Here is a 16,039-nt window from a genome sequence, read left to right as displayed (position 1 = left end):
TACTTGTTCATGCGACTGACCCAAGGTGCCGGCAGTTCCGGATTTTTCATATCCTTGCCGATCGCTATCGCGAGCAAGCTCGCTCCCACAGGGGGCGCAGGCGTGCGCAGATGTTGCAGTACCCCGCAAATCCAATGTGAGAGCGAGCCTGCTCGCGATTGGCGGTGTGTCTGAACCACCGCCCTCCGCGAACAAACCCAGCTTTACAGGTGCGTATTCAGATGAACACAATCTCATAGGGCAAGCCCATCCGGTCAAGGATGACCCTGGGTAACAGTGGGGCGATGCCGCTCGCCGGTTCGCCGGCAAGTTGGCTGACGTAGGCGTACATGGCGTGACGCTTGCGGGCGGTGGTCCAGACGTCGAGGCGCAGTTTACGGGCCCGGTGCCAGGGGATTTTATTTTGCTCGCGCACTGGCCAGTGCCAGGCCCACACCGGCAGTTCGTTGAACGCCACACCGACTTTGTCGGCGGCCAGCGCCCCGGCGCGGCCGACGGTGTCGTGATCGCTGTCGCCATCCTGGCGCCAGGTGCTGAATACCACGTCACCGGGCCGCAGGTGGCGAGCTATGAAGCTAGCCAGTTCGGCCTCGTGTTCGGCCAGGGCCTTTTCCGGGAAGCCGCCGCGCACCCATTGCAGGCCGTTGGCCGCAATGCCAAGGCGATGCAGGGCGTCCACGCTTTCCTGGGGGTGAGGGCGGTGTGTACGCAGGCGTTCGTCGGTCCACAACGGTGAGCCGGGGTGGGCCAAGTCTCCGTCGGTGACCGAGATCAGCAACATGGGTTGGTTCAGGTTGCTCAGCAATTGCAGCAATCCGCCACAGGCCCCGACCTCATCGCCTGGATGGGGGGCGAGGATGACCGCACGGGCGCCGGCGGGAATGAGCGTCTGGGTACTGATGATTGGAATATCGGCCAGTTGCGCAGCACTGTTCCAGATTTGCGGGTGCTGTCGGCCAGGCAAGCGAGAGGCAGGTTTCATAAGCGACATCCTTGTATGTGTTCAATCTTTCAGCCATGCACCGGGCCTACTGTCCGGTGGTTCCGATGTGGGCATGACTGCGATTCACAGCGCTCCGAATCCTGGAGACTACCGCATATGAAGTATTGACCATCTCGGCCGATTCGTCTCGTGACATGTGCATCTGCACTGCATTTTTTTCTTCAAACTGGCAGGTGTGCATCGAAAACCGCTTCCTTGCGGTCCTCATGGCAGCTTACAGCGGGTGTTTCATTCCTCGTCTTCGCGTTGCAGTTCGAACAGCAGCAGCGAGCGCCCGGTGACGGAGTATTCAGAATCGAACTCGAAGCGCTCCTGTCCTCGAACGGCCGGTTGATTGGTGTCGACCATGCAGGTCCAGAAACTGCCCTCGGGGACTTCCGGCAAGCTGAAATTGACGATGTCATGATGCGCATTGACCACCAGCAGCAGCGTCGCATCGCCGCCCTTGCGTCGAATACCGGTCTCCTGGGCTCGCCCGTCCATCAGCATCCCCAGGCAGCGACCATGGCCGTCCTGCCATTGTTCAGTGGTCATTTCGCTGCCGTCCGGGGCCAGCCAGGTCACGTCCTTGACGCCGATGTCCTCGTTGTAGTTACCCACCAGGAATCGCCCGCGCCGCAGGATCGGGTAGGTCAGGCGCAATTTGATCAGGCGCTTGACGAACTTGAGCAGCGCCGCGCCATCCTCGCTCAGGTCCCAATTGACCCAGCCGATCTCACTGTCCTGGCAATAGGCATTGTTATTGCCGTGCTGGGTACGGGCAAATTCGTCGCCGGCAACGAGCATCGGGGTGCCTTGGGCCAGCAGGAGGGTGGCGAAGAAGTTGCGCATCTGCCGATGGCGTAGCGCGTTGATCTCCGGATCGTCCGTCGGGCCTTCGACGCCATGGTTCCAGGACAGGTTGTTATTGCTGCCGTCCTGGTTGTTCTCGTCGTTGGCTTCGTTGTGCTTGTCGTTGTACGACACCAGGTCATTCAAGGTGAAACCGTCGTGGGCTGTGACGAAGTTCACCGAGGCGTATGGACGCCGGCCACGCTGGTTGAACATCTCGCCCGAGGCTGTCATGCGGCTGGCGAAATCGGCGAGCTGGCCATCATCCCCCTTCCAGAAGGCACGCACCGTGTCGCGGAACTTGTCGTTCCACTCGACCCAGCCCGGCGGGAAGTGCCCCACCTGATAACCTCCAGGACCACAGTCCCAAGGCTCGGCGATCATTTTCACCTGGCGCAGTACCGGGTCCTGGCGGCAGGCAACGAGGAAGCTGTGGCGTTCGTCGAAGCCGTCATGGTAGCGGCCGAGAATGGTCGCCAGGTCGAAGCGGAAGCCATCGACGTGCATCTCCGTGGCCCAGTAGCGCAGGGAATCGGTGACCATTTGCAGAACGCAAGGATGGCTCAGGTCCAAGGTGTTGCCGGTGCCGGAGTCGTTGATGTAGTAGCGCTTGTCATCGGGCATCAGCCGGTAGTACGAGGCGTTATCGATGCCGCGCATGGACAGGGTGGGGCCCTGTTCGTTGCCTTCGGCGGTGTGGTTGTAGACCACATCGAGGATGACTTCCAGGTTGGCCTCGTGCAGGTGGGCGACCATCTCCTTGAACTCGGCGATCTTGCCGCTGGCCAGGTAACGTGGGTCCGGGGCAAAGAAGGCGATACTGTTATAGCCCCAATAATTGGTCATGCCTTTGTGCAGCAGGTGCTGGTCATTGACGAAGGCATGGATGGGCAGCAGTTCCACCGAGGAAACCCCCAACTTGCGGATATGCTCCAGCACATCGTCGACCATCAGCCCGGCGAATGTACCGCGCAGGTTTTCGGGTACCGCAGGGTGGCGCATGGTGAGGCCGCGCACATGGGTTTCATACAGGATGGTCTTGTCCCAGGGCACGCTGACGCGATGGTCGTGGCCCCAGGTGTGCGCCGGATCGATGACTTTGCACTTGGGGACGAACGGGGCGCTGTCACGCTCATCGAAACTGAGGTCGCCGTCGGGATGGCCAATGGTGTAGCCGAACAGGGCTTCGGACCACTTCAATTGACCGACCAGCTGCTTGGCGTACGGATCGATCAGCAGCTTGTTCGGGTTGAAGCGATGACCGTTCGCCGGGTCGTATGGACCATAGACCCTATAGCCGTAGATCAATCCCGGGTGGGCATCAGGCAGATAACCGTGGTAAATCTCGTCGGTGTATTCCGGCAGTTCGATGCGTTCGAGTTCGACTTCGCCGGCATCATCGAAAATGCACAGTTCGACCTTGGTGGCATTGGCTGAAAACAGCGCGAAATTGACCCCGAGGCCATCCCAGGTTGCACCCAGTGGAAAAGGCAGCCCCTCACGAATCCGCGAAGCCTCGATAACGGGCGGCGGCGTGGTTTTGTTTGGACGGGTCATAGTTGCTCCTGCAAAAGACAGACAGATATAGCGATGCGGTTCACTTGAGAGGGGTGGTTTCCCCTTCACCCGTGGCGAGGAGAGTTATCCCCGCTGTGTGGGACAAGTTGCTCTCTGTGGGAGCAAAGGTTGCGGCGATGAAGCGATGCGCTTGTTTCGCGAGCAAGCTTTGCTCCCACCTGGCAAGGAGACCGATGGGAGATGAATCAAACCGCTGGTGGTTTGCGCGCCGCCCGGGGCTTTTTATCCGCAGGCTTTTGCGCCTCGGTGGTCGCGACCGGTTTGGTCGCCGGCTTGGCCTTGGGTGTCGCGCTTTTTGGAGCGCTCTTGGCAGCGGTGCTCTTGGTCGCCACGGGGGGCTTGGCGCCATCCGCTTTGCTGGCCGCTGATTTGCTCGCCGCCTTGGGAGGCTTGCTGGGCGCCAGGGCTTCGGCTTCGGCGAGTTTGCGCGCCATCTCCCAGTGGCGTTTTTCCTGCCCGCTGGGCTTACCCTCGGACTCCCAGATCTGATAGGCGAATTCGCGGATGCGTTTATCGTCGGTACTCATCGCAGTGCTCCTGATTCAACTCAAGATTGGATAAAGACATTGACCGGGAAATCCCCCAGTGCGGTGCTGATCAGCAGCTCCCTTTGGGGTGTGACTGTTGCACTTGAAAAAAGTCCCTTCAGTTTTTCCTCCTCGGCGGCGAACGGTAACGACACGCGGGTATCGCCCCAATCCGACGCAGCCACCAGCGGCACGGCACTGTTTTCCAGCAAGTGCGCCGCATGGATAGGCGCGACAATGATCGCCCGTTGTTGCCCGTCCTCACGCATGAAGGCCAGTACCCGTTGGGCCTGTTCGCCGAGCACTTCCAGCGGCTGGTAGCGGCCCTGGCGCCATAGCGACGGATACTCGGCTCGCACTGCCAGTGTCCTGGCGATCAATGCCTGTTTGACTCGCCCGTCACGCCAATCGCGTATCAGCGCGGCTGGAGAGTTGTCGGCCCGTAGCGCCTCGCGGCGGGCCTGGAAGTCCACAGGCCGGCGGTTGTCCGGATCAACCAGGCTGAAGTCCCAGAACTCGTTGCCTTGGTACAGGTCCGGTACGCCGGGTACGGTCATGCGCAGCAAAGTTTGCGCCAGACTATTGAGGGCACCCGCCGGGGCGATGGCCTGGACCGCCTCGGCGATGGCGCTGCGCAACGGCAGCCCCTCATCACCCAGCAGCAACCGTTCGAGAAACATCTGCGTCGCTTGCTCATAAGCGTCGTTGACGGCCGCCCAGCTGCTTTGCAGCTTGGCTTCACGCAAGGCCTTGCGTTGCCATTGCCACAGGCGTTCGTTGTAGTCGGCCAGGGCCTTGTGGTCCTGCAGGTTGAGGTCCAGCGGCCAGCTTCCGAGCAGCGCCTGGTACAGAATCAGCTCATCACCGGCCGAAGGCGCCGACGGGTCGCTGTGCAGCGAAGGCGCAAGGATGCGCCATTGCTCCACGCAGGCGGCATACCAGTCGGCGCGCTCGCTGAGTACGGCCAGCCTGGCACGGGTGTCTTCGCCGCGCTTGTGGTCGTGGGTGGCGGTGGTGATCAGGTTGTCGGGAAAGTGTTCGAGTCGCTCAAGGCAGGCGTGGTGGAACACCTCGGCCGGGGCGCTGAAGCGCTCGGTGTCATAGCCCACGTCATTGCGCGACAACAGCACTGCCGAGCGATAGAGCGCGGTGTCTTCCACGGCTTTGGCGGCGGCTGGCGAGGTCAGTTGCTGGAAACGCACGCAGGCATGGCGCAGGCGTTTACGCTGGCTGCCGCGCGGACGTTGCCGCCAGGGCATCCCACCGAGCCATCCGGCCAGGCAATCGAGCACCGGCCAGTCAGCTTCGCTGAGGGTTTGCCGGGCGCCTTCCAGGGCCTGGTTGAAGAACACTTCGTCTTCGGCCGACCGCCCCAGGGGCGTGATGTAGGTGCGATACACCGGGAAATGCACGATCAGCTCTTGCAAGGCCCGGCGGATCGCGCCCAGGGTCAGGTCGCGGGTCATCACATCGTCCCGGGCCACTTGCAGCAGGGCCTGGGCGACGCTTTCGAAGTCGCCGGCCAGGGAACCATTGAGAATCTGTTGGCGGGCCAGGCGCGCTTCTTCAATGAAGTGCGCCGGTCGCTCACTGTGCCGGCTCCAGAATTCGGCAAGGGGCTCGGCACCGGCCGGGTCATGCTGGAGCAGCGAAACCTGGTTCATGAACTCGTAACCGGTGCTGCCGTCGATGTTCCAGTCCCGTCGCAAGGTTTCGCCATCGCCAAGGATTTTCTCGACGAAAATCGGCAGGTGCCGCGACGGCGAAAGCGAATCGACGCGTCTGCGCAATTTGCGGCAGTAACCGCGAGGGTCGGCAAGGCCATCGATGTGATCGATCCGCAGCCCGTCCACCAATCCTTCACCGATCAATTCGAAAATCTTGGCATGGGTCGCCTCGAATACCGCCGGACGCTCGACCCGCAGCCCGCCCAGTTCGTTGACATCGAAAAAACGCCGCCAATTGATATCGTCCGCGGCTGTGCGCCAACTGGCCAGGCGATAGCTTTGGCGCTCCAGCAATTGATGCAGGCGTTCGAAGCCCTGGGGCTGGGTAGAGTCGTAGCCGCCCAGGTTGTCCTCGATGGCGCTCAGGATGCCGTTATCTGTCGCCAGGCTTTGCAATTCTGCTTGCAGTGGGCGGGCGAGGGTGTGGGCATCGGTCTGGTAATTGAGCGTGGTGAAGCGCTCGGCCAGGGATTTGAGCGACTCGGCTTGCCCGGCGGGCAGGGTTTCGGCGGGTTTGAGCAGTTCGCCGTAGTACATCGGGCAAATGGGGAAGTGGTGTTCGTAGTGCTCGACATAGAAGCGGCCATGGGCGGCATCGAAGCGCAGTTTCAAGGTGCCTTCCTGCAACGCCACGCCGTAGTCGCTGCCCAGGAACGGCAGCAACAACTGGCCCTCCATCAGCGGGTCCGGGGAGTGCCACTGGATGTCGAAGAATTCACCGTAAGGGCTCAGGCGGCCCCATTCGAGCAAATCCAGCCACCAGGGATTGTCATTGCCGCCAACGGCCATGTGATTGGAAACGATGTCGAGGATCAAGCCCATCCGGTGCTCGCGCAAGGCTGCGACCAGGCGCTTGAGCGCTGCTTCGCCGCCAAGCTCGGGGTTGACCAGGGTCGGGTCGACGACATCGTAGCCGTGCATCGAGCCGGCCCGGGCCTTGAGCAGTGGCGAGGCATAGATATGGCTGATGCCCAGCGCGGCGAAGTACGGCACCTGGGGGATGGCATCGTCCAGGGTGAAGCCTTTATGAAACTGCAGGCGCAATGTTGCCCGCAGGGGTTGGATCAATGTCTGCTTCATCGGTCACGCTCGTTCGCCTGAAGTCTGGCACAGGCGAGTATTTCCAGACGCCGGGCGGCGTCCGGGTCATCCAGTAACGCCTGGCTTTGCTGGGTCAGGCGGCGGCGCCAATTGGGGTGGGTGTCGATGGTGCCCGGCAGGTTCGCCTGTTCCTCGATGCCCAGGGCGTCTTCGAGAGGCAGCAACACCAGCGGCGCGCGGGTGTGGCCGAGGAAGCGCACGCTGGCATCCAGTACCTGGTCGGTTTCGCGGTGTTCCTCGCGAAAGTTCTGCGGATCCTGGTTCAGTACCTGGCGCAGGCCTTCACGTTCGCGCTCGCGGTGTTTGCGCCAGTCCATTTCGGTGTGGGAATCGATCAGGTCCAGCCGGGCGTTCCAGTCGATGTCGTGACCGTGCCACCAGCCATTGAGCGTTGGCAAGTCATGGGTGCTGGTGGTTGCCAGGGCATTGTCCGGCCAATCGAGGATTGGCTTGAAGTGGGTGTTGTCCTGTTCGAACAACAGCACGCGCATGCCCAGGATCGAGCGGGCGCTGAGTTTTTCCCGCAGGCCATCTGGCACGGTGCCAAGGTCTTCGCCGAGCACAATGGCTTGGTGACGATGGGATTCGAGTGCCAGCAGGCGCAGCAGGTCGTCTACCGGGTAATACAGGTAGGCGCCATCGGAGGGTGGGGCGTCGTTAGGAATCACCCAGAGCCGTTGCAAGCCCATGACATGATCGATGCGCAAGCCGCCGGCGTGGGCGAAGTTGGCCCGCAACATTTCAATGAATGCGCGAAAGCCGTTACGCACCAGGCCTTCCGGGGAAAACGCGGAGATCCCCCAGCCTTGGCCGGAGCGGTTGAGAATGTCGGGCGGTGCGCCCACGGTCAGCGAAGCGAGCAGTTCGTCCTGTCGGCTCCAGGCCTGGCTGCCACCGCCATCGGCACCCACCGCCAGGTCGGCGATCAGGCCAATGCCCATGCCGCTGGATTTGGCTGCGCTCTGGGCACGTTCCAGGCAGCGAGCGATCAACCATTGGCAAAAGGCGTGGAAGCCGATTTCATCGGCATTTTCTTCGGCAAAATGGCCCAAGGCCGTACTGCGCGGATCACGCCATTCTTCCGGCCACTGCCGCCAGTCGAGGCTTTCGCCGCGGGCGGCGCGTTCGGCCTGCAAGGCCTCGAAGCGGCAATGGTTCTCCAGGGCTTCGCCGCTGGTGTGACGGAAACTGCTGAAGTCTTCATGCAGCGGATGCTCGCCCTGGCTGAAGCCGTCGTAAAGGGCCCGCAGGATTTTCTGCTTGGCTTGGGCGGCGACCGGCCAGTCGATCAGTGGCTGCTCTTCCAGGGTACGCAGTTGATTGGTCAGGCCGGTGGCGTCGATGGCGGTGCGCAGGGCGCGTTCGCCGAGGATGGTCCCCGGCGCCGCGTACAGGCTGTTGAGAAACAGTCGGCTCGACGGTGAGTAGGGGCTGTAGCGCCCGGTGTCGCTACTGAACATGGCATGCATCGGGCTGATGGCAATGGCCTCGGCCCCGCGCTCGCCGGCCACCCGTGCCAGTTCCTCCAGGGCTTGGGTATCACCGAAGCCGCCGTCACCGGGACGCCTGAGGGCATACAGTTGTGCGCTCAGGCCCCAGGCCCGTGGTGTCGGGTCGTCCACCGCATCGGCCACGCTGTAGCAACGGGCCGGTGCGACGGCGAGGGTGAAATGCTGGTCCTGGATGCTGACGTGCTGATAACCCACTGGGACCATCCCCGGCAGCTTGGCGTCGGCATCGAGGTTCAGGTTCAGTGTCGCGCCATCTTCGAGTTTGATTTCGCAGGGCGTCCCCGCCTCGAAGTAGCGGCTCAAGTCCAGGCTGGCCCCGACGTCGGCGGTGATCAGCGGTGGCAATTGATGGTTCTGTTGAGCTTCCTGCAACTGCAGCAGGCTGGCGTCGATTTCCTGGGCGCTGCCGGCTGGGTGGCCCAGGCCGGTAAGGACCGAGCGCAAGACGGCCGGCGAGACTTTCTGGGCCCGGCCATTGGCATCGATCCAATCCACCGCCAGGCCCGCTCTTGCGGCGAGGATTTCCAGTTGCGCATCGCTCATAGGCGCTCTCCAGTGATGTTGGGCAAGGTTGTCGCCTGCGTCAGACTGACCAGCGCGCTGTAGGGCGCAAGAACGCCCTGTTGCAACAGACCCTCGAGCGGCTGTGGATGTTCGAAAAGAATGCGTACCTCTTCCGGGGCGCTGTGTGCGACGGGCTGATCACTCAGGTTCAGGTCGATGCGCAACACACTGCCATCGCCCAGCCGCCAGCGTGCGCTGACGGCGCCACGGCCCAGCACATCGGCGCCCAGCGCCTGGGCACCGGGCAGGCGCGGGACGATTTCTTCACGGCGAATTTTCAGCAGTTGTCGATATAGCGCCTCGTTGGCCTGTTGCTCCGGGCCTTGCGATTCCAGGCTCGGGCGTGAAGCCTCGAAGGTGCTGGCCGCGTTGGGGTCGGGAATCTGTTCGCGTTTCTGCGGATCGGCAAAGGCACTGAAGGCCTTGAACTCGCTGCGTCGGCCTTCGCGTACGAGTTCTGCCAGCTCGCCGTGGTGGCTGGTAAAGAACAGGAACGGTTGTTCGGCCGCCACCTCGTCGCCCATGAACAGCAGCGGGATCATCGGTGACAACAGCAACAAGGCTGTCGCCGCTTGCAGTGCCTGGGGCACGGCGAGCTGATGCAGGCGTTCGCCCAGGGCTCGGTTGCCGATCTGGTCATGGTTCTGCAGGAACAGTACGAACGCGCTCGGCGGCAGGTGCCCACTGGGTTCGCCCCGGGATTCGCCATGGCGATTGATGTGGCCCTGGAAGACGAACCCCTGGCTGAGGCAACGTGCCAGTTGTTCCGTCGGCTGTTCGGCATAGTCGGCGTAGTAAGCGTCGGTTTCACCGGTCAGCAGCACGTGCAAGGCATTGTGCCCGTCGTCGTTCCACTGGGCGTCGTAGCCGTGTTCCAACAGGCTGGCCTGGTTGTGTTCGTTTTCCACGGTCAGCCAGACATGCCGGACCGGGTCTACCTGCTCGCGCACCCTGGCCGCCAGCTCCTGGAGAAAGTCCGGGTCTTCAATGGCGTGTACCGCGTCCAGGCGCAAGCCGTCGAAACGGTATTCCAGGAGCCACATGAGCGCGTTGTCGATGAAAAAGTCCCGTACCTCACGGCGCCGGAAATCAATCGCCGCGCCCCAGGGCGTGTGCTTGTCTTCGCGAAAGAAGCCCTTGGCGTAGCGGTGCAGGTAGTTGCCGTCGGGGCCGAAGTGGTTGTAGACCACATCGAGGATGACCGACAACCCATGGCCGTGGGCGCTGTCGATCAGATGCTTGAGCTGTTCGGGTGTGCCGTAGGAGGCCTGGGGTGCGTAGGGCAGGACGCCGTCGTAGCCCCAATTGCGATCCCCAGGAAACTGCGCCAGCGGCATCAGCTCGATAGCGGTGACGCCCAGCCCGGCCAGGCGTGCCAAATGCTGCTCGACTCCGTTGAAACCACCCAGGGCGCCGACGTGCAATTCGTAAATCACGGCTTCGTGCCAGGGGCGGCCGGACCATTGAGTGTGCCGCCATGAATAGGCATGCGGGTCGACCACCACGCTGTGGCGATCGATATCGCCGGCCTGGGCGCGAGAGGCTGGGTCCGGCACTTCCAGCTCGCCATCGATGTTGTAGCGGTAGCCGGTGCCAGCGGGGCAACGGGTCTGGATCATGAACCAGCCGTCGGCTTGGGGCAGTAGCGGTATTGAATCTCCAGTGTCGAGCTCGACACTGACAAAAAAGGCATCCGGGGCCCAAAGGGCGAAGCGGGTGTGCTCCTCATCCAGCATGACCGCCCCGTGGGTCCATGTCTCAGGCGTCCTTGACGTCATTGTTACCTCATTGTCTGGCCGATTTTCCCAGTGACTTAGCCACCAGCTGTTCGTAGAGTTCGGCGTAGGGTTCGACGGCCTTGCACCAGTTGAACGGCGCCGACATGGCCCGGCAGCGCATGGCGTTGAGCAGGTCGGGGAACTCGAAGACCTTGAAGGCCCGGCTCAGGGCCTGTTTGTAGCTTTCCACGGTGGACTCATCGAACAGGAAGCCGGTGATGCCATCTTCGATAGTGTCTGCCAGGCCTCCGGTATTGCGCGCAACCGGCAGTGAGCCGAAGCGTTGGGCGTACATCTGGCTCAAGCCGCAGGGCTCGTAGCGCGACGGCATCAGCAGGAAATCGCTGCCGGCGAACATCCGCCGCGCATCGGTTTCGTTGAAGCCGATGCGCACGCCGATGCGCCCGGGAAAGCGCAGCGCGAGTTCGCGCATGGCCTGTTCTTCTTCCGGTTCGCCGCGGCCAATGATGGCGATCTGGCCGCCGGACTCGACGATGAACTCGGCGACCGCTTCGGTCAGGTCCAGGCCTTTCTGGTAGACCAGGCGCGAAACCACCGCGAATAGCGGGCCAGTGGAGTCATCGAGGCCAAAGAGTTCACGCACGTGGCTTGCGTTGACTCTCTTGCCTTCCCAGTCGCCCATGGCGAACTGGCGGAACAGATGCGTGTCGGTGGCCGAGTCCCAGCTTTCATCGATGCCGTTGGGGATGCCGCTGAGCAAGCCTTGTTGGGTCTTGGCCGCGAGGAAACCGTCGAGCCCGCAACCGAACGCCGGGGTGGTGATTTCCTGGGCGTAGGTGGCGCTGACGGTGGTGATATGGCTGGAGTAGGCCATCCCGGCCTTGAGGAACGACAGCTTGCCGTAGAACTCCATGCCTTCCTGTTGCAGGGCGTGCTCGGGGATGCCCAGTTCCGGGCAGGACGCCAGGCTGACGACGCCCTGATAGGCCAGGTTGTGGATGGTAAACAGCGTAGGGGTGCGTTGCCCACGCCAGTGCATGTAGGCCGGTGCCAGCCCGGCTGGCCAGTCGTGGGCGTGGACCAGGTCCGGGCACCAGTGGATCTGCGCGAGGTTGGCGGCGATGTCGGCGGCGGCCAGGCCCAGGCGGGCGAAGCGAATGTGGTTGTCGGGCCAGTCGCGACCGTTGTTGGCGCCGTAGGGGGAGCCTTCGCGGGCAAACAGTTCCGGGCAGATCAGTACGTAGATCACCAGGCCGTCGGCCATGTCCATGCGCCCGATCTTGCAGGGCGGCAGTGCTGCGTGGCCGCCCAGTTCGCCGATGATGTGGATCGGATTGCCGCTGTTCATCACTTGCGGATAACCGGGGATCAGCACCCGGACATCATGCAGCCCGGCCATGGCCCGGGGCAATGCGGAGGAGACGTCGCCCAGGCCGCCGGTCTTTACCAGGTCGGCGATTTCCGAAGTGACGAACAATACTTTCTTGCGGTTGGGATTCTGTCGAACGACGGGGAGCAGTGCCTTGCCGCCGGTGGCCAGCACCGGTGCCGTTGGCGATTCGGCCGCCGGCGGTAATTGAGAACGGACTTGTTGTGGTTCCAAGGCAGCACTGATCATAAATATCTCCCATTTTCTCGATCTGTTTCCGGCAAGCGCCAGAGCTGTTGTTTCATTGGCCGAATCCTGCGGCCAGGCGCACAAGCGCTACGCAAGGAAAGCGAACGGCTACCCAATGCGGCGAAGCGAATCAGCTGTGAAGGAGCTGTTGCAATGACCAGTGCAAGGACTGCACCAGTCGCTGTTGCCCTACCTCTAACCTGACCTGTCGCCGTTGCGAAAAGTTTCGACTTTTTTTCGTCCGGATGACCGGTCGGTTTTCTCCCCGGTTAGGCAGTCTAGGTCAGAACTTAGAGCGGTGCGGCTCGGTTCGTCGCATTGTCCGACAATCACGGTTTTTGTCGGCAATCTCCTACACGACAAAGAGGGATACGCACCGACGAAGTGCAGTTTCCTGAAAACAAAAAGGTGTAAAGGGGCAGCCTTGTGTCATCGGCGTGCGCGATGGAATGGCGTGATGCACCATTGGGGGGCGGGCGGAATGGAGGCGTTTTGATGGCTATTGTCTGCGCTGGAAGCACACTATCCTGTGGAAGCGGGCTTGCTCGCGAATGCGGTGTATCAGCCAGCAAATGTGTGGCTGACAAACAGCATTCGCGAGCAAGCCCGCTCCTACAGAGAGGTATCCAGGATATTTGGGGCCGGGGCTTAGCCCGTCGGCGTCAGCAACCGAATCGGCGTGCCCGCCGCCCATGCCAGCAGGTCTTCGATCATCAGGGAATAGAACCGCTGGTAATTCTGTCGGCTGACGTAACCCACATGAGGCGTGGCCAGTACGTTTTCCAGGGTTCGGAAGGGATGGGCGGCTGGCAAGGGCTCCTGGGCGAAGACGTCCAGGGCGGCGCCAGCCAGGCGCTGGTGCTGGAGGGCGTCGATCAGGGCGGCTTCATCGACGATCGGCCCGCGTGAGGTGTTGACCAGCAGCGCCTCGGGCTTCATCCAGGCCAGTGCCTGGGCATCCACCAGGCCGCGGGTGCGTTCACCGAGCACCAGGTGGATCGAAAGAATGTCGGCCTGTTCGAACAAGGCCTGCTTGCTGACGTAGGTCACGCCGACTTCGGCGGCTCGCTCGGCGCTGAGGTTCTGGCTCCAGGCGATCACCCGCATGCCGAATACCTGGCCGAACTGCGCCACCCGCGTACCGATGCTGCCCAGGCCGAGGATCGCCAGCGTCTTGCCGTGCAGGTCGCCGCCCAAGCCTTGCTGCCAGAGGCCGGCGCGCAGGGCATTGGCTTCCTGTACCAGGTTGCGGGTCAGGGCCATGATCAGCGCCCATGTCAGTTCGGGCGTGGCGTGCTTGTAGCTGTCGGTCCCGCACACCTGGATGCCCAGTTCGGCGGCAGCCTTGAGGTCCAGGGCGGCATTGCGCATACCACCGGTGAGCAACAGCTTGAGATTGGGTAGGCGGCGCAGCAGGCCTTCGTCGAACAAGGTGCGCTCACGCATCACGCAGATCACTTCGAAGCGCTGCAGGCGCTCGGCGAGGGTGTCGCGGTCGGCGGGATAGTCGTGGACAAACGTCACCTGGCCGATGCGGTCCAGCACCGACCAATCCACCACGCCACGTGCCACATCTTGCCAATCGTCTATGACTGCTATTTGCACCGCCATGGAACACCTCGTCAGGGAATGGGTTTGTCCAACCAGCCCAGCAGGGCCTTGTGGAACCGGTCCGGCTCTTCCATCTGCGGGGCATGCCCCAGATTGGGGAACTCCACCAGAGTCGAACGGGGAATCAGCTCGGCCACCTGTTTGCCCAGCACCTCGTAGTGACCCAGCCTGGCCTTGACCGCCGGCGGCGCGATGTCACTGCCGATGGCGGTGGTGTCGGAGGTGCCGATCAGCAGCAGGGTGGGTACGGTCAGGTCTTTGAACTCGTAATAGACCGGCTGAGTGAAGATCATGTCGTAGATCAGCGCCGAGTTCCACGCCACTTGGCGATGCCCCGGGCCTTTGTTCAAGCCGGCGAGCATGTCAACCCAACGCTCGAACTCAGGCTTCCAGCGGCCTGCGTAATAGGTCGTGCGCTCGTAGTTGCGAATGCCCTCGGCGGTGACTTTCAGTTCCCGCGCGTACCATTGATCCACAGTGCGATAGGGGACGCCCAAGGCTTTCCAGTCTTCCAGGCCGATGGGGTTGACCATCGCCAGGCGTTCGACCTGGTCGGGAAACTGCAAGGCGTAACGGGTGGCGAGCATGCCGCCGGTGGAATGACCGAGGATGATGGCTTTCTGCACACCGAGGGCCTTGAGCAAGGCTTGGGTGTTGCTTGCCAATTGCTGGAAGCTGTACTGGTAATGCTCGGGTTTGCTCGATGTGCAGAAGCCGACCTGGTCCGCCGCGATGACCCGGTATCCGGCCTCGCTGAGGGTCTTGATCGAATCGCCCCAGGTGGCGGCGCAGAAATTCTTGCCGTGCATCAGCACCACGGTGCGGCCATTGACCTTGCCTTGGGCTGGCACGTCCATGTAACCCATCTGTAACGACTGGCCCTGGGACTGTAAGGCGAAATGCTTGAGGGTGTAGGGGTATTCGAAGCCCTCCAACTGCGCACCGTAGGCCGGGCCTTCAGGCGGGTTGGCGGCCTGGGCGAGCAGGGGCAGGGCGGCGGTGAGGAACAGGCTGGGCAACCAGCGCGCGGTGATGCGGGACATGGTCAATCTCCTTATGGCCGCCGCCGATCCTGGTGCGGCCCGATTATGGCGACATTAACCACAGGCAATCGAACGACGCGAACGTTCAGTCCATCCAGCCCAGTGTCGCCAGGGCGAGAACGCCATAGCGCAGGCCCTTGGCAAGGGTCACGAGCAGCAGGAAGCGCCGCCACGGTTCGCCCATCACCCCGGCCACCAGGGTCAATGGGTCGCCGATGATCGGCAGCCAGCTGAGCAGCAGTGACCAGCGACCGAAGCGTTGGTAATGCCCACGAGCCTTGTCCAGGTGGGCGGGACTGACCGGAAACCAGCGCCGGTCCTTGAAGTGCTCCAGGCGCGTGCCCAGCCACCAGTTCACCAGTGAACCCAGGACATTGCCGAACGTGGCAACCCCCAGCAACAGCCAGGCTTCATGGCGCTGGCTGAGCAGCAGGCCGACCAACAACGCCTCGGATTGCAGCGGCAACAGGGTTGCCGCGCCGAAGGCCGCCAGGAACAAGCCGAGATAGGCTTCGCCCATCAGTGGGCCGGATAGTCCGCCACCACGGTTTGGGTCCCGTCTTTTTTCAGGCCGATCACTTGATAAGCGTCGCTCATGCCGTCCATTTCCATGCCGGGCGAGCCCATGGGCATGCCCGGTGCGGCCACGCCGAGCAAGTCATCGCGCTTGCTCAATGCCAGCACCTGGTCGGCCGGGACGTGGCCTTCGACGAATTTGCCGTTGATCTCGGCGGTGTGGCAGGAACGCAGGTTCGGCGCCACGCCCAGGCGCTGTTTGACCAGGCTCATGTCGGCTTCGACATGGTCGTTGACCTTGAAGCCGTTTTCTTGCAGATGCGAAATCCACTTTTTGCAGCAACCGCAATTGGCATCGCGGTGTACATCAATGGTGACCGGTTCGGCGGCCTGGGCCAGGGTGGAGACGAACAGGGCGCTCAAGGCGAGCAAGTGCAGGGGATGGGCCATGGAGGTGGTCTCGTGTCAAACGGTTTGGAGGGAGGATACCAGAGTAGCGAGCGTGAGCTGACAGGGGGCTGAGGCGGGGATTACACAATTGTCAGGTTGAGAGGGAGACAATTCGCAGAGGAATGGAAACCACTGAACCCTGTGGGAGCGAGCCTGCTCGCGATGATGGCAGCACAGGCGCCATCACCGCAGTTGACCCACCGCGATCGCGAGCAGGCTC

Annotated in this window: 11 protein-coding genes; all 11 read right to left on the bottom strand. The window is 62.4% G+C overall.

The window, feature by feature from the left end; translation table 11 throughout:
* Positions 1–217: 217 nt before the first annotated feature.
* Positions 218–982 carry a PIG-L deacetylase family protein gene (locus PSH86_RS16555; RefSeq protein WP_109754192.1) on the bottom strand — a complete coding sequence of 255 codons (765 nt, stop codon included), beginning with the start codon at positions 980–982 and terminating at the stop codon, positions 218–220.
* 249 nt (positions 983–1,231) lie between these two features.
* A complete protein-coding gene (glgX, locus tag PSH86_RS16550; RefSeq protein WP_109754191.1) occupies positions 1,232–3,391 on the bottom strand; it encodes a glycogen debranching protein GlgX in 2,160 nt (719 codons plus the stop codon).
* Between the two features lie 206 nt (positions 3,392–3,597).
* The gene (locus tag PSH86_RS16545) at positions 3,598–3,939 is read right to left on the bottom strand and encodes a DUF2934 domain-containing protein (RefSeq protein ID WP_249015075.1); all 342 of its coding nucleotides are present in this window, start codon (positions 3,937–3,939) and stop codon (positions 3,598–3,600) included.
* A gap of 20 nt (positions 3,940–3,959) precedes the next feature.
* On the bottom strand, positions 3,960–6,746 hold the full coding sequence (locus PSH86_RS16540) for a malto-oligosyltrehalose synthase (protein ID WP_305483749.1): 2,787 nt from the start codon (positions 6,744–6,746) through the stop codon (positions 3,960–3,962).
* Positions 6,743–8,821, bottom strand: a complete 2,079-nt coding sequence (gene malQ, locus PSH86_RS16535) for a 4-alpha-glucanotransferase (RefSeq protein WP_176687768.1) — start codon at positions 8,819–8,821, stop codon at positions 6,743–6,745. The genes PSH86_RS16540 and malQ overlap by 4 nt, the downstream gene beginning before the upstream one ends.
* Positions 8,818–10,620 carry a malto-oligosyltrehalose trehalohydrolase gene (gene treZ / locus PSH86_RS16530; protein WP_109754187.1) on the bottom strand — a complete coding sequence of 601 codons (1,803 nt, stop codon included), beginning with the start codon at positions 10,618–10,620 and terminating at the stop codon, positions 8,818–8,820. The genes malQ and treZ overlap by 4 nt, the downstream gene beginning before the upstream one ends.
* A 7-nt stretch (positions 10,621–10,627) precedes the next feature.
* Complete coding sequence (gene glgA / locus PSH86_RS16525; protein WP_109754186.1) at positions 10,628–12,199, bottom strand: glycogen synthase GlgA; 1,572 nt, start codon at positions 12,197–12,199, stop codon at positions 10,628–10,630.
* Between the two features lie 648 nt (positions 12,200–12,847).
* A complete protein-coding gene (locus PSH86_RS16520; protein ID WP_116832505.1) occupies positions 12,848–13,810 on the bottom strand; it encodes a D-2-hydroxyacid dehydrogenase family protein in 963 nt (320 codons plus the stop codon).
* 11 nt (positions 13,811–13,821) lie between these two features.
* Positions 13,822–14,853: an alpha/beta fold hydrolase gene (locus PSH86_RS16515; RefSeq protein ID WP_163858514.1), complete on the bottom strand. Its 1,032-nt coding sequence runs from the start codon at positions 14,851–14,853 to the stop codon at positions 13,822–13,824.
* 85 nt (positions 14,854–14,938) lie between these two features.
* Entirely contained in the window at positions 14,939–15,373 is a 435-nt protein-coding gene (locus PSH86_RS16510) for a YqaA family protein (RefSeq protein ID WP_305483748.1), read from the bottom strand.
* On the bottom strand, positions 15,373–15,819 hold the full coding sequence (locus tag PSH86_RS16505; protein ID WP_109754182.1) for a DUF411 domain-containing protein: 447 nt from the start codon (positions 15,817–15,819) through the stop codon (positions 15,373–15,375). Before PSH86_RS16505 ends, PSH86_RS16510 begins: the two co-directional genes overlap by 1 nt.
* Between the last annotated feature and the right edge of the window lie 220 nt (positions 15,820–16,039).

Origin of the sequence: Pseudomonas sp. FP2300, assembly GCF_030687595.1 — a bacterium.
Lineage (GTDB): Bacteria > Pseudomonadota > Gammaproteobacteria > Pseudomonadales > Pseudomonadaceae > Aquipseudomonas > Aquipseudomonas bijieensis.
This window is presented reverse-complemented; position numbering and strand designations above follow the sequence as displayed.